This window comes from Moraxella sp. 179-F 1C4 NHS, assembly GCF_045370505.1.
Taxonomy (GTDB): Bacteria; Pseudomonadota; Gammaproteobacteria; order Pseudomonadales; family Moraxellaceae; genus Faucicola; species Faucicola tetraodonis.
The window spans coordinates 129,884-143,999 of sequence record NZ_JBIQEC010000004.1; the positions used below are offsets into that span (position 1 = coordinate 129,884).

12 protein-coding genes are annotated in these 14,116 nt (G+C 43.6%); 6 read left to right on the forward strand and 6 right to left on the reverse strand.

Annotated elements, in window-relative coordinates; all coding sequences use genetic code 11:
- The first annotated feature begins 13 nt into the window (after nucleotides 1–13).
- Nucleotides 14–673 (forward strand): pyridoxamine 5'-phosphate oxidase, encoded by a 660-nt coding sequence (gene pdxH, locus ACH0AB_RS03275; RefSeq protein WP_406877147.1) that lies wholly within the window; start codon nucleotides 14–16, stop codon nucleotides 671–673.
- Between the two features lie 57 nt (nucleotides 674–730).
- On the opposite strand, the gene ACH0AB_RS03280 is transcribed toward pdxH, so the two are convergent.
- On the reverse strand, nucleotides 731–1,450 hold the full coding sequence (locus tag ACH0AB_RS03280) for a Bax inhibitor-1/YccA family protein (RefSeq protein WP_406877148.1): 720 nt from the start codon (nucleotides 1,448–1,450) through the stop codon (nucleotides 731–733).
- Between the two features lie 201 nt (nucleotides 1,451–1,651).
- On the opposite strand from ACH0AB_RS03280, the gene ACH0AB_RS03285 reads away from it, so the two are divergent.
- Entirely contained in the window at nucleotides 1,652–2,584 is a 933-nt protein-coding gene (locus ACH0AB_RS03285; protein WP_128677936.1) for an NAD(+) kinase, read from the forward strand.
- Between the two features lie 48 nt (nucleotides 2,585–2,632).
- Here ACH0AB_RS03285 and ACH0AB_RS03290 read toward each other — a convergent pair whose 3' ends face one another.
- Nucleotides 2,633–3,976 carry a lytic murein transglycosylase gene (locus ACH0AB_RS03290; protein ID WP_219333235.1) on the reverse strand — a complete coding sequence of 448 codons (1,344 nt, stop codon included), beginning with the start codon at nucleotides 3,974–3,976 and terminating at the stop codon, nucleotides 2,633–2,635.
- 253 nt (nucleotides 3,977–4,229) lie between these two features.
- Between ACH0AB_RS03290 and ppnP the strand changes: the two genes are divergently transcribed.
- The gene (gene ppnP, locus ACH0AB_RS03295) at nucleotides 4,230–4,517 is read left to right on the forward strand and encodes a pyrimidine/purine nucleoside phosphorylase (protein WP_406877149.1); all 288 of its coding nucleotides are present in this window, start codon (nucleotides 4,230–4,232) and stop codon (nucleotides 4,515–4,517) included.
- Nucleotides 4,518–4,583: 66 nt separating this feature from the next.
- Here ppnP and ACH0AB_RS03300 read toward each other — a convergent pair whose 3' ends face one another.
- Nucleotides 4,584–5,564, reverse strand: a complete 981-nt coding sequence (locus ACH0AB_RS03300) for a pirin family protein (RefSeq protein WP_406877150.1) — start codon at nucleotides 5,562–5,564, stop codon at nucleotides 4,584–4,586.
- 157 nt (nucleotides 5,565–5,721) lie between these two features.
- The gene (locus ACH0AB_RS03305; protein ID WP_406877151.1) at nucleotides 5,722–7,677 is read right to left on the reverse strand and encodes an ATP-binding cassette domain-containing protein; all 1,956 of its coding nucleotides are present in this window, start codon (nucleotides 7,675–7,677) and stop codon (nucleotides 5,722–5,724) included.
- Between the two features lie 104 nt (nucleotides 7,678–7,781).
- Between ACH0AB_RS03305 and ACH0AB_RS03310 the strand changes: the two genes are divergently transcribed.
- Both ACH0AB_RS03310 and ACH0AB_RS03315 read left to right on the forward strand, forming a co-directional pair.
- Nucleotides 7,782–8,057 carry a SlyX family protein gene (locus ACH0AB_RS03310; RefSeq protein WP_406877152.1) on the forward strand — a complete coding sequence of 92 codons (276 nt, stop codon included), beginning with the start codon at nucleotides 7,782–7,784 and terminating at the stop codon, nucleotides 8,055–8,057.
- Between the two features lie 361 nt (nucleotides 8,058–8,418).
- Complete coding sequence (locus tag ACH0AB_RS03315) at nucleotides 8,419–9,582, forward strand: PilT/PilU family type 4a pilus ATPase (protein WP_406877153.1); 1,164 nt, start codon at nucleotides 8,419–8,421, stop codon at nucleotides 9,580–9,582.
- Nucleotides 9,583–9,704: 122 nt separating this feature from the next.
- Here ACH0AB_RS03315 and ACH0AB_RS03320 read toward each other — a convergent pair whose 3' ends face one another.
- Nucleotides 9,705–10,802 (reverse strand): 3-deoxy-7-phosphoheptulonate synthase, encoded by a 1,098-nt coding sequence (locus ACH0AB_RS03320; protein ID WP_406877154.1) that lies wholly within the window; start codon nucleotides 10,800–10,802, stop codon nucleotides 9,705–9,707.
- A 327-nt stretch (nucleotides 10,803–11,129) separates the two neighbouring features.
- Here ACH0AB_RS03320 and lpxB point away from each other — a divergent pair, with 327 nt between their 5' ends.
- A complete protein-coding gene (gene lpxB, locus ACH0AB_RS03325; RefSeq protein WP_406877155.1) occupies nucleotides 11,130–12,494 on the forward strand; it encodes a lipid-A-disaccharide synthase in 1,365 nt (454 codons plus the stop codon).
- Nucleotides 12,495–12,564: 70 nt separating this feature from the next.
- Here lpxB and ACH0AB_RS03330 read toward each other — a convergent pair whose 3' ends face one another.
- A complete protein-coding gene (locus ACH0AB_RS03330; RefSeq protein WP_406877156.1) occupies nucleotides 12,565–13,995 on the reverse strand; it encodes an ABC1 kinase family protein in 1,431 nt (476 codons plus the stop codon).
- Nucleotides 13,996–14,116 lie beyond the last annotated feature (121 nt).

Below are 14,116 nucleotides of genomic sequence, written 5' to 3' on the forward strand. Positions count from 1 at the left end.
ATAAGGATAAAACATGAGTATTGATTTTACCAGTCAACGATTATCGTATGAGCAAGGCGAGCTTATCGAATCACACTTGCCAAAGCAGCCGTTTGGCTTACTACAAACTTGGGTGCAGCAAGCGATTGACGTCAAGCAAGGGGAAGCGTATGCGTTTTCACTGGCGACTTGTGGACGTGATGGGCAGCCAAGTGTACGCACTTTACTGATGCGTGAAATTATCCAATTGGATAACGCAGGCATTGGCCTCGTGTTTTATACCAATTACGACAGTGCCAAAGGCTGTGATTTGGCGACCAACCCCAATGCAGAAGCATTATTTTTTTGGCCGAGCCTAGAAAGACAAATCCGTCTTACCGGCGCTGTGCAAAAGGTTAGCCGTGAACAATCCGCCCGGTATTTTCATAGCCGCCCCCGTGACAGCCAACTAGCCGCTTGGGTCAGCGAGCCACAAAGCAGCGTGGTTGCTAGCCGCGAGGTAATGGAAGACAAATTTGCCCAATTAACTGCGCAGTATGAGGACAATCCAATCCCTTTGCCAGAATTTTGGGGAGGCTATCTGCTGACAGTAGAAAAAATCGAATTTTGGCAGGGTAGAGCCAATCGTATGCACGACCGCATTGTTTATTCGCTAGCTGACGAGCAATGGGTGATGGAACGACTACTACCTTAAACTGCAAGCCATAAAAAAACACGGTTTAGAATACCGTGTTTTTTTATTTAATAAAAATTAGTTTTGCAGTGAACGCAGTAAACGCACAAATTCAATATACATCCACACCAGTGTTGACAAGATACCGACGCTTAGTAGCCATTCATAGCTTTCATCCACCCCTGCAGCATAAGCTCGCTCAACGCTGTCAAAATCTAATAACAAGCTCAATGACGCAATCACAATCACCAGCAAGCTAAAACCAATACCCACCACGCCACCGCTAAACAAATACGGCAGTGAGCTACCAAATAGGCTAAACCCGATTTGTACCAGATACACCAGCATGATAGCAATCACAGCCGACATCATCACCGAACGAAATTTTTGGGTGACTTTAATCACGCCACTGCGATAAAGTGCCAGCATCACGGCAGCGGTTACAAAAGTTGCGACCAACGCCGTCGGCGCAACTGTGGGAAACTTGATGCTAGCAAAGAGAGAAATCGCGCCAATCACGATGCCCTCTAAAATTGCATAAGGAATTGCCAGTGTTTTAGCTATGTGGGGTTTTGAGATAATCACCATACTCAATACAAAAGCCACCAAGATACTGGCTAAAGCTGCTACACTAACAAAACCTGAAGTGACGCCACTAGTTAGGCAATAGCCAAAAAATCCAACACCCGATAAGGTCGTCAAACCTAGCAGAAAAGAGGTTTTTCGGATGACCCCTTTGACCGTCATCGGTGTCGTGCTAACCGCAAGTTCAGCGCGAGATATAATCGGATTTGCCATAAAAATTTGCTCCCAAGCGTTAAAAAATTCCAAAAGTTAACTAGATATCAATTACCTTAAATTAGCAAATAGCAACGAGTTTGTATACATTAACTGCACAACGAAGGTTAGCAATTTTGTAATATAAAATACTGATTGGGCATAACGTGAGCCAGTAAGCTGTGATAAAATAGTTCAATCTTTATCAGTTAATTTTCTGCTATGACGTCCACACTTATTCCCAATCCTGCCTTTGGGCGTATCGGCATTATGGGTCGTGCCAACAAGCCAAGTGTCATTCAAAGTATCTACCAAATTTGCGATTTTTTTCATGAGCAAGGGTTGCCTTTATTAATTGACCATCAGACGGCACGGTTGCCGGCATTAGATTTTGCACGTCTGGGCGAGATTGCTACGATTGAGCGCAGTTTGCTCGGCGGTGCTTGTGATTTGGTCATTGTGGTCGGTGGTGATGGCTCGCTGCTACATGCGGCGCAAGTACTGGTCAAACACAAAGTGCCAGTGGTGGGGGTAAACCGCGGGCGTTTAGGGTTTTTAACTGACATTTATCCTGATGATTTAAACATGAAATTGACCAGTATTTTACAAGGTCATTATCAGCTTGAAGATAGATTCTTGCTAAAAATGGAAATCCGTCAAGGTGCGCATGTGATTTATGAAGATATGGCGCTAAATGACATTGTGCTGCATGCAGGTAAATCAGTGCATATGCTAGATTTTCATTTAAAAATTGATGGGCTTAATGTCTATCGTCAGCACAGTGATGGTCTGATTGCCTCCACTCCAACAGGTTCCACGGCTTATGCGCTATCAGGTGGCGGGCCGATTATTCATCCTAGTATGGATGCCATTTGTCTGGTGCCCATGCATCCACATACCTTATCAAGCCGCCCGATTGTGGTTAGCGGCAACAGCGAAATCAAAATCCGCATCCATAAAGATAACCGCACCCAGCCGATGGTGAGTGCAGATGGCAAACCATCGGTGCCGCTCAACCAAAACCAGCGCTTAGTAATTCACAAGCATCCTAACAAACTCACGTTATTACACCCACCTGGGGTGGATTTTTTTGAAGCTTGCCGTACTAAGCTCGGTTGGAATAGCTACGCTGAAGAATTTAGTATGGATAATTAAATAACAAAGCCACCAAATCATTCGGTGGCTTTTTTATAAAGAAATACCTTAATTAATCAGCCCACTTGCCGAGCGTTTTGAGATGAATCCATCTGGGATTTGGTTGTGGTCAGCTTGCCAGCGCTGAAATGCCAATTTGGTATTGGTACCTACGACGCCATCTGACCCTTTGGTATCATAACCCATTGCCGTCAAACGCTGTTGAAGTTGGCGTACTTCATAAGTAGCAAGTGGCTGCTCATAGCGAGGCCAAGATTGCTGTAAGCCTAGCTGCCCGATAATGGCTTTGGCAAGTAAGCTCACCCCCATAGCATAATTGGAGGAATTATTGTAGACCTTAATGGCATCAAAATTTTTGGTTAATAAAATCGCAGGACCCTCTTTACCCGCAGGGAGCCATAATTCTGCCATCGCATCCATGGGCGCATTTGGGGTAATAAACTGAACACCTAAATTTTGCCAGTCCGCCATGGTTTTTTTGGTACTGACATGGCGATAATCAAAACCATTTGGTAATCGTACTTCATAGTACGAGCCCATGCCGCGCTGCCAGCCGGCATTTTTAAGATAGCTTGCGGTAGAGGCTAACGCATCAGCGGTATGCCAAGGGTTACGATGACCATCACCATTGCCATCTACTGCTTCATCTAACCAAGTTTTGGGAATAAATTGGGTATGTCCCATGCCACCTGCCCAAGAGCCGCGCAGTTGCGACCAATCAATATCACCACGCTCAAGCAGCGACAACAGCGCTAGCAGCTGATCCTCTGCAAAACTGCGGCGACGACCATCATATGCCAGGGTCGCTAAACTATTAACCAGTGATGAGTTACCTGTGCCTTGACCATATGAAGATTCCATGCCCCAAATGGCAGTCACAATAGAGGCCGGCACACCATACTGATTTTCAATGCGATCAAGTAGGGCGCTTTGGCTGGCAAAATTGCGCTGACCGCCACTGACTCGACCACTCGATGCGGCACCATCGATATATTCCCAAGGCATTTTGGCAAATTCAGGCTGTCCTTTATCCAGTGACACCACTTGCTCACTGTAGTTGGCACTTGACAGCAAGCGTTCAACATCAGCGCGGGGGTAACCTTTTTGCACAGCGCGTTCAATAAAATCCGATTTCCACTGATAAAAGCTGCTGTATTGATTGGTTGGAACAGTCACAGGTGGCACGGGCGTGACTTTAGGGGGTACTGTAATGACCACAGGGGCAGTCGGCAAGGTACCTGGTAATTTTTGGGGTTGGGTCTGAATAGGTGCTGATGAACAAGCTGCCAACAATGCCGCCAAGCTGACAGGCAATGCCAGTTTTTGACCACCCAAACGATGCGACAAACAGAGCGATAAAGAGACGATAGACGACGAATATTTAACATACATAAAGCAATAACCTCAATTAATACAAGCCAAACGCGTACAAACATAACAACTGTTATAAAAAAATGAATATAGCATAAAAATAGGAAATTTTAGTTGTTAAGGAATAATTGATATAAAAATACTACAAAAATTGCGGTAAAAGTATTTGCCAGATTTTGGCAGTTTTGCCAGCGTTTTTTGGAAAATAGGATTGATAATTGGTCAGAAAAGTTTATGATAATCGGTTTATAGTAGCTAATTTTGAGGAATAACTATGCTAAAAGTTAATCAATATTTTGATGGGAATGTGACATCAATCGGTTTTCAAACAGCCACCCTACCTGCGACCGTGGGTGTGATGAAAACAGGCGAATACGAATTTGGCACAAGTCAATTTGAAACCATGACCGTCATTAGTGGGGCTATCTCAGCACTATTGCCAGACCAAACTGACTGGCAAACTTTTAAAGCCAATGAAACCTTTACCGTCGAGGCCAACCAAAAATTCAAGGTAAAAATTGACGAAGAAACGGCTTATCTTTGCACTTACCAAGATAAATAATCAAGATAAATTAGTAATAAAAAAGCGATATCAAATCAATGATATCGCTTTTTTTAGCCGAAAAATTTATTGAATACCGCCAAATTTCCCCGCATTAAAATCTAAGATAGCTTGACGGATTTCGGCTTGACTATTCATTACAAAGGGTCCGTAACCCACCACAGGCTCATTAATCGGCTCACCACTCATCAGCAAAATTTTCGCTCCCGCTTTGCCCGCCGTTAAGCGTACAAAATCCTCGCCCGTCTCACCACTTTCAATCTCAAAAGTAATTAATTGATTGGCATGTGCTTGCTGGTCGTGATCAGCGTTGATAATAACATCGCCTTGCATCGACAATAACAACAAATTGTGGCTGCGAGAAATTGCGACTTCTATCGAGCGATTGGGTTCAATGCTAATATCCCACAAGTTAATAGGGGTAAAAGTCGTGCCAATGCCGCGTGCCTTATTGTCACCCTGCTGAGGGGCTTTGGTATTGACAGTAGGGGTAAACTCCCCAGCAATTACCTTAACTTGTCCTGCATGCAGTCCGTCATCATCATGCAGACTGACCACTGCCATGTCATCATTGGCAAGATGTTGGTATTTGGCAGGCGTGGCTTTATCTTTGGCAGGTAGATTGACCCAAAGCTGTACCATACTAAAATCACCGCCTGCTTGGCTAAATTCAGGGGAGTGAAATTCCTCATGAATCACGCCATTGCCCGCCGTCATCCACTGCACGTCACCTGTCTTAATAGTACCGCCACCGCCACTAGAATCACGGTGGGACACTTCACCTGCATAGGCGATAGTTACCGTTTCAAAGCCTTTGTGCGGATGTTGTCCGACACCGCGCGGCGCTTGAGCATTGGGCTCAAAATACTGTGTTGCCGCATAGTCGAGCATTAAAAAAGGATCGGTGCGTTTATCACCCACCATGTGATTGAACATCGGGTTGACATGAAAACCATCACCCACCCAATGGGGGCGTGGGGCGGCATGAATTTTGTCGACTTGTCGGTAAGTCTTATTGCTATTTTGCTTGCTATTTTGCATGGCCATGATTTTTCTCCTTATTGATAGCTTTAATATAGGAGCAAAAAAGCTATTTTCAAGTATAAATTACATTATATTGGTTATTGTCAATATTAACTAATATAAAAGATAAAAAAAGGCAAAGTTAATTGCTAACTTTGCCTTTATAAATTGTTTACTTGTTTTAATCATCAAGTTCTGACCAACGTGCCATTTTTTCAAGTAGCAAATCATCAATCTCGTTGAGGCGTTCACTGGCTTGGGTAGCGGCTGCCATATCACTCACAAACCAGCTGCCATCGGCTAATTTGTCTTGAAGTTCAGCTTGCTCTTGCTCGAGTAGCGCGATTTCATTAGGGAGACTATCTAATTCGCGCTGTTCTTTGTAGCTTAGTTTTTTCTTCACGGTATCAGTTTTTGGCGCATCAGTGTTAATCACTGCTTTGGGCTTTACTGTTGTCTTTTCTGATTTGTCTGCTTTGGGTTTAATCGCTTGTTCACGGGATTTTTGCGTCAAATAGTCTTGATAGCCACCGACATATTCTTTGACAATGCCATTGCCATCGCTATCTTCATCAAAAACCCAAGTTGATGTTACGACATTGTCCATAAAGGTACGGTCATGGCTAATCAGTAAGATGGTGCCATTAAAGCTATCGACAGCTTCTTCTAACAGCTCTAGGGTTGCCATATCCAAGTCGTTGGTCGGCTCATCAAGTACCAAGATATTTGCAGGTTTTAGTAGCTGTTTGGCCAGCAAAACGCGATTACGCTCACCGCCTGAAAGGGCTTTGACTGGCGTTCTGGCGCGTTCTGGGGCAAATAAGAAATCTTGCAAATAGCCGATGATATGTTTCTTTTTACCCGCTACTTCTACAAAATCAGAACCTTCCGCGACGTTTTGTACCACGGTCGCTTCTAGATCAAGTTGGTCACGCAACTGGTCAAGAAAGGCGATTTGTAGATTGGTGCCTAATTTTACTGAGCCGGATTTGGTGATATCAGGCTGTGGAATATCCAAAATCGCATGAATGAGCGTGGATTTGCCGACACCGTTTTTACCGATAATGCCAATACGGTCACCACGCATGATGCTGGTGTTAAAATCTTTTACCAAGGTTTTATCGCCATAACCTAGATTGAGATGTTTGACATTGGCAACCAATTTGCCGCTATTGTCGCCATCGTTCATGCTAATGTTAACTTGTCCGACTTGCTCACGGCGGGATTTACGTTCTTCACGCAGCGCCTTTAACGCGCGCACGCGACCTTCATTGCGGGTGCGACGCGCTTTGATACCTTGACGAATCCACACTTCCTCTTCAGCCAGTTTTTTATCAAAATTGGCATTGGCTTTTTCTTCAGCGTTGAGTTGTTGTTCTTTAAGTTCTTGGTAGCGGGCATAGCCTTTATTGACATTGCCTGCTTGCTTGGTGACGTCATAACTGCGTAGAATACCGCGGTCAAGTTCGACAATGCGGGTGGCGATTTTGTCAATAAACGAGCGGTCATGCGAGATAAACAGCAGGGTCAATCCTTGCGCGTTTAATAAAAATTGCTCAAGCCATTCGATACTTTCGACATCCAAATGGTTGGTCGGCTCGTCAAGTAGTAGCACATCAGGTTTGGTAATCAGCGCACGGGCAAGCAGTACACGGCGTTTGCGACCGCCCGATAATTCACTAATATCGGCATCGCCGTCCAAGTTCATCATGGACAGCATGGTCTGTACTTCGCGGGTCAAGTCCCAACCATGGGCATCATCAATTTTATGCTGCAAATCTGACATTAGTTCGCAGGCTTTCATGTCACCGCTGGCACATTTATCACTGGCTTGCTCGTAGGCTGTCAGCCAGGTTGCCACGTCACCGGCACCTGCCATAACGATGTCACTGACTTTGCCCGACGTTTCTGGAATGTCTTGTTCGAGCATGGCAATTTTCAGATTGCCACTGATTTGGAATTCGCCACTGTCAGCCTTGACTTGACCGCTAATGACTTTAAATAAGGTTGATTTGCCTTCACCATTGCGCCCAATCAAACACACGCGTTCGCCTTGTTCGATATTAAAATCAATACCGTCCAAAATCGGTGCAATACCAAATGCCAAATGAATATCTCGTAAATGAATCAGTGCCATAACTTTCTCAAAGTTTAGTAAAAATGTTTGTATAATAGGAAAATGCGGCTATTGTAGCAGACTTTATGGCAAAAAATTGTGGGGAAAGTTATGAGGCATTCTAAATGAGCGAAAAAGATCACCAAAAACAGGCAAGCGATGAAAATGGGTGGGTTACCATGGTAGAAAAATTAACCCAAGACTTGATTGATTTACAAACGCAAGTGCTGTTTATGGAAGATACAGTGGATAAACTTGATAATATCGTCACCGAGCAAAGCCAGCTAATTGCTGACCAACAACGGCAATTACAGCTACTTTATCAAAAATTGGAAACTCAAACGCAAGGCTCACAAATTCAGCCGTTTGATTTGTTGAGCGATAAACCGCCGCATTACTAATTTTATTGACAAAAATTGAAATTTTTATCAACATGGCAAGCGTTTTATGCGCCATAGACTGCCAATGTCCTAAATAGGAAAAAATAATGGTAGCTAGTTGCATCTGACTATCAGCAACAAACTCTGCAAAAATTGACCGTGATAGATATCAAACGCAAACTGCTTTATCAATGCTTTATCAAGGCGTGCCGTCAAAGATAGGCAAGGATGAGAGACTAAACGGGTCATTTTTTTAACGTAAATTTTGTATATGTATCTATCAATTTTCACCAGCATAGCAAATAAGTTTCACAAGTATTTCAAGCAAGCATAGTGCTGTGACCAAATAATCTGCTTTCATTTATTGTTAGGAATATCCTATATGAATCATAATGAATCTTTAATCAGCGTTGCCGAAGAAACATTACATGAAGCCAAAACAGTCATGTTTAATATGCTGTCCAAAGTGGTAGAAATCGGTGGTTCTGATTTATTTATCTCAGCGGATTTTCCACCCAGTATTAAATATCACGGGCTCATGAAGCCGCTCAATAAACAACCACTGACGGCTGAAAAAACCAAACTGTTTGCCTATAGTTTGATGAACCAAAAACAGCGCGAAGAATTTGCAACCAATCTTGAGTGTAACTTTGCGATTAGTGTGCCCAATGTATCGCGATTTCGGGTTAATGTGTTTCAGCAGCAATTACAAGTCGGTATGGTGATTCGTACTATTACGGCAGAAATACCCAACTTTAAACAGCTGCTGCTACCTGAGCAGCTCAAAAAAATTATCATGGAAAAACGTGGGTTAGTGTTGGTCGTAGGGGGAACAGGGTCAGGTAAATCAACATCGCTGGCGGCAATGATTGACCATCGTAATGAAAACTCCGCAGGTCACATTATCACTGTCGAAGACCCAGTAGAATATGTGCACAAGCACAAACAATCCATGATCACCCACCGTGAAGTAGGCGTGGATAGTCATTCATGGCATAACGCACTCAAAAACACCTTGCGCCAAGCGCCTGATGTGATTTTGATTGGGGAAATTCGTGATACTGAAACCATGGAAAACGCCATTGCATTTGCTGAAACAGGTCACTTATGTTTAGGCACTTTGCATGCCAATAATGCCAATCAAACCTTAGATCGTATTATCAACTTTTTTCCAGAGGAGCGTCGTAACCAATTGCTGATGGACTTGTCATCGAATATGAAAGCTATCATTTCGCAGCGTTTGATTCGTACAGAAGATGGTAAAGGTCGTCGGGCGGCGGTAGAAATTATGCTTAATACCCCATTGATGGCGGATTTGATATTAAAGGGTAATTTTCATGAAATTAAAGCGCTGATGACCAAATCTCGGGAATTGGGTATGCAAACCTTTGACCAAGCCTTATTTGATCTTTACGATGAAGGCGCCATCTCGTATGATGAAGCAATTCGCAATGCCGACTCTGCCAACGAACTGCGGTTGCAAATCAAACTTAAAAGCCGACGTGGTGAAGGCGACATGCAAAGCACAAGTGAATTAAAGCTCTGATAAAATAAAAACCCTGTGACTAAACAAGTAAAACAGGGCGTTTTAATCAGCTATCTGAAAAACTAGAGTCAGTTAACAATTAATAATCAATTACTCATTACTAATCACTTAAAAAATAACAGTTACTCATTCAACTCGCGAGTGGGTAATACATCTTTAATGGCATCACGTAAATCATGCATCGCTTTGACCGTGGTATCCCAATCGATACAGCCATCGGTAATGGACTTGCCATATTCAAGCTGGCTCAAATCTGCGGTCAAATCTTGACGACCGCCTTTAAGATGACTTTCAACCATCATCCCAATAATCGAGCGATTACCGTGTTTGATTTGCTCAGCGATATTTTGAATGACCATCGGTTGCAGGTAAGGGTCTTTGTTTGAATTGGCATGGCTTGAGTCAATCATGATTTTGCCTGAGACTTTCCCTTTGGCAAGTTCATTTTCTGCTTGGGCAACGGCAGTGGCATCATAGTTAGGTTTGCCATTGCCGCCGCGAAGTACCACATGACCGTATGGATTACCTTTTGATTGAATGATAGACACCAGACCATCGGCAGATAGACCTAAAAAGCTATGACCAGATTTGACCGCTTGCATGGCATTGACCGCCACTGTCATACCGCCGTCTGTACCGTTCTTAAAGCCAACTGGACAAGACAGACCTGAAGACATCTCGCGATGAGTCTGACTCTCAGTGGTACGTGCGCCAATGGCTGACCAACTTATTAAATCTTGGATATACTGCGGTGTATTGGGATCAAGCGCTTCGGTTGCACAAGGTAAGCCTTTTTCATTCAAATCAAGCAGCAGTTTGCGCGCAACACGCAAGCCCTTATTGATATCAAAGCTATCATTCATGTCTGGGTCATTGATTAAGCCTTTCCAGCCCACTGTGGTACGGGGTTTTTCAAAATACACACGCATCACCACATAAATACTGTCTTCAATTTCTTTGGATAAAGCCAACAGTTTATCGGCGTATTCATGCGCAGCGTTGACGTCATGAATCGAGCAGGGACCAATCACCATCAATAAGCGTTTGTCTTTACCGTCTAAAATATTACGTACGGTTTCGCGACCTTTGGTCACCGTCTCGATAGCTTTGGGGCTCAATGATAGTTCGTTTTTTAATTCCGCAGGCGTCACTAGCGGTAAAATTGCTTCAATATTCACATTATCTACATCAGCGATATCAGTTTTGGCAAAAGTTGTCATAATTCTCACAGGCTGTTGGCAAAAATTTAAAAAATCACTATAAACCAAAAAATTTATAATGTCATTACTTGAGTCAGTAGGAAAGCCTACTTTTAGTTTGGCAGTTGATAAAATTTTTTGTCAATGTTCAAAATCTGTTTGGTCAAAGTTTTTGGATGCTTGGGTAAGCTGCATATCCTATAGCAATAGTATAACAACTATTGTATCAGCATACTAGTACAAAATAACAAATAACTGTCATTTAAATTTTTTGATGGTTTTACTTTTCATCTGTTTACCCCTAAAATATTTTTTTAAAATTATAACCAAACAAGGCTGTTTAATCCCATGTACGCTAACACCCCTGCACAAACCATTTCAGACCTTGCTGCAAACGCAACACTCGCAACCAATATTGCTAACCCAAGCGCAGCCAGCTTTTCTAACCTCAGTGAAGAGAATTTGCTGCAAAACGTTGCTAAAACCAAGTTTCAGCCGATTGTCATTGGTATCGTAGCAGGCGAGGTCTCAGGCGATGCGCTGGGTGCAGACTTCATGCGCCAGATGAATAATTTGCGTGATGACATTGTGTGGGTGGGCGTGGGTGGCGCACAGATGCAAGCGCAAGGGCTTAACTCAGTGATTGACATGTCTCGTTTGTCGGTGATGGGCTTGGTGGAAGTGGTCAAGCATTTGCCAGATTTGTTTAAAGCACGTGATGAGATTTTGGCAGCGTTTAAACAAAATTCCATCGATATTTTTGTCGGTATTGATGCGCCTGATTTTAATTTACGATTGGGGGAACGGTTAAAATCAGCCGGTATTTATTGTGTGCAATATGTCAGCCCATCGATATGGGCATGGCGGGAAGGGCGAATTGAGAAAATCAAACGCGCCACCAATTTGGTGCTGTGTTTGTTTCCGTTTGAGTTGTCCGTGTACCAAAAACATGATCATCCCGCCGTGTGTGTCGGGCATTCACTCCTCAAAACCATGGATGACAATTTGTTTACAACGCCTATGGACGAGCTGCGCCGTGAGTTGATTTGGGATAATCCCACCTACCATCAGTTTTTTGTTAAAATGGGCGAGCTTGAGATGAGTCATCTCATTGCAGTGATGCCAGGCTCAAGACGCAGTGAAATCGATGCGATTTTTCCAAAAATGCTCAAAGCCATTCATCAAATGTTGATTATGGACGATAAGCTGTGCTTTATCGTGCCAACGGTCAACCAACATCTACTGACTATCGTAGAGCAATATCTAGAAGCCCAGTCAGCGCAGGTGCGCCATCATGTGACAGTGAGCTGTGATGAAACACAAGCGGATTTTAGCCAACAGGTGATGGCGGCGTCAGATTTGGTGCTACTCGCATCGGGTACCGCCACGCTTGAAGCCATGCTACTGGGTAAACCGATGGTGGTGGTATATTCACTCAATAAAATGACCTTTTGGCTGGCAAAACGCCTGGTCAAAGTGCCGTATGTGGCACTGCCTAATATTTTGGCAGGTCGAGAAATCGTACCAGAATTGCTACAAGAAGACGCCAACCCAGACAATATTTGCCGTGTGGTACAGCAATCATTAAAAGTTAAAAATTATAACGAGCAGCTGCGAGATTTGCGGCAAACGTCAGAATGGCTGCGTGAGCAAAGCAACATCAATCCCGCCAATGCGGTGATTGATAATTGGCTGATGTGGAAAAAGCAGTAAAAATCTCAGGCAAAATCCAAGCAAAATTTGACACTTTATCAAGTTGGGCGCGGTGATATTGACGGCAAATTTACGTCCAATCTTCTGAGGTGAATGTTGTCATCAAATCATGGGCTTTGGTTCTGGCATCAAGCACAGTCATAAAGGTATAAGCGCCGATGAATTTACGGCTAATAAACATCAGCTCTTTAGGCGGCACGCTAAAGGATTTTGAGGTCGCTGATTTGCTGGCAAGCTTAATGACACGGTTATGTAAATCACTTTCTGCCCAAATATAATTGCCATGTACATCCAGTACATTCGGTGGAATTGTCGGATTACGACTTGGCAAACTAAAGGGTTCACTGGCAAGCAAACATAGCTCTACCATATCATTTTTCACCGAATCGCTAAGATTAGCAAAGAATTCAAAATGCTTGCCTGCTTGATCAATCGCTTGGCGCATTTTGCTACGGTCGTGAAAAACCCCTGCCAACAGCAAATTACGGGCGATGAGCAGCAGATTGTCATCAAACTGACGAATCGCGCCAAAGTCCAATAACACCAATTGGTCAAGCTGTGTATCAGGCTGCTGTGTATTGGGCTTTTGTGCAAGGCGAATCAGATAGTTGCCAAAATTGGGGTCGGTCTGCATATCCCCCCATTCAAAAATCTCACGTAGCATAATTTCAATCGACGCCTGCCCAATCGCATTCCGTCTTTCTTGCGGTAGCGCAAATACTTGCTCATCCAAAATCGACACACCATCTTCATAGGTCATACATAGCAACCGATCGGTGCTATAAGCTTTGAGGATGCGCGGCACCACATAGCGACGATCCCCAACAAAACGTTGAAAAAATAACTCAGTGGTATCTGCTTCGAGGAGGTAGTTGACTTCATGATGCAGCAGGTCACGAATTTCTTCAAACCACGCATCGAGTTGGCGGGTTTGCGGGACAACATTCGTCACTCTAAGCAATTGGCGGAACAAATCCAAGTCACTGTCTACGGCATCAGCGATATTGGGATATTGCACCTTAAACACCACTTGCTCGCCCGTGGCTTTATGAACTGCTCTATGTACTTGCGAAAGTGAGGCGGTGCCAATGGGGGTATGGTCGATATCAAATTCATGGATGGTATCACCAAATTCGGTTCGTAGCGCTGATTCGATAATTGACCAGGAAAAAGCAGTCGTCTGGCTGTTCAATGTCTGTAAGGCTTCTGTGATTTCGGGGGGCAAAAAATGCTCCCCGTACAGGGCTAACATTTGACCGATTTTGACCACCGAGCCTTTGAGTTTACCTAGCTCATCCACCAAATACTGGGCTTGCTCACGCATAAAAGCTTGTTTTTGTAACGCTTTTTCTTCTTTTGATTTGAATAATCCAAAAGCACTATTGGTCGCCCATCGTCTGCCGATATTGAGCGATGCTTTGGCAATCGATAACCGACGGTCAAGCGCCGAGGTTTTGAGCTGTTCAAGCGGTTGGTTATCGTAATTTTGCGGATTTGCCATACAGGGTGCCTAATGTTTTTGAAAGAAAAAGCCAAATAAAAAGCAAATCATTTTAACACATGATTTGCTTTGATTGTTGTTACCGATTTTTAATAAAGTAGATTAAAACTTAGCGTAACCA

What these genes read in the sequence shown, in the direction of transcription:
- pdxH (WP_406877147.1), top strand. Translation starts at nt 14, where the DNA reads ATGAGTATTGATTTTACCAGTCAACGATTATCGTATGAGCAAGGCGAG.
- ACH0AB_RS03280 (WP_406877148.1), bottom strand. Translation starts at nt 1,450, where the DNA reads ATGGCAAATCCGATTATATCTCGCGCTGAACTTGCGGTTAGCACGACA.
- ACH0AB_RS03285 (WP_128677936.1), top strand. Translation starts at nt 1,652, where the DNA reads ATGACGTCCACACTTATTCCCAATCCTGCCTTTGGGCGTATCGGCATT.
- ACH0AB_RS03290 (WP_219333235.1), bottom strand. Translation starts at nt 3,976, where the DNA reads ATGTATGTTAAATATTCGTCGTCTATCGTCTCTTTATCGCTCTGTTTG.
- ppnP (WP_406877149.1), top strand. Translation starts at nt 4,230, where the DNA reads ATGCTAAAAGTTAATCAATATTTTGATGGGAATGTGACATCAATCGGT.
- ACH0AB_RS03300 (WP_406877150.1), bottom strand. Translation starts at nt 5,564, where the DNA reads ATGGCCATGCAAAATAGCAAGCAAAATAGCAATAAGACTTACCGACAA.
- ACH0AB_RS03305 (WP_406877151.1), bottom strand. Translation starts at nt 7,677, where the DNA reads ATGGCACTGATTCATTTACGAGATATTCATTTGGCATTTGGTATTGCA.
- ACH0AB_RS03310 (WP_406877152.1), top strand. Translation starts at nt 7,782, where the DNA reads ATGAGCGAAAAAGATCACCAAAAACAGGCAAGCGATGAAAATGGGTGG.
- ACH0AB_RS03315 (WP_406877153.1), top strand. Translation starts at nt 8,419, where the DNA reads ATGAATCATAATGAATCTTTAATCAGCGTTGCCGAAGAAACATTACAT.
- ACH0AB_RS03320 (WP_406877154.1), bottom strand. Translation starts at nt 10,802, where the DNA reads ATGACAACTTTTGCCAAAACTGATATCGCTGATGTAGATAATGTGAAT.
- lpxB (WP_406877155.1), top strand. Translation starts at nt 11,130, where the DNA reads ATGTACGCTAACACCCCTGCACAAACCATTTCAGACCTTGCTGCAAAC.
- ACH0AB_RS03330 (WP_406877156.1), bottom strand. Translation starts at nt 13,995, where the DNA reads ATGGCAAATCCGCAAAATTACGATAACCAACCGCTTGAACAGCTCAAA.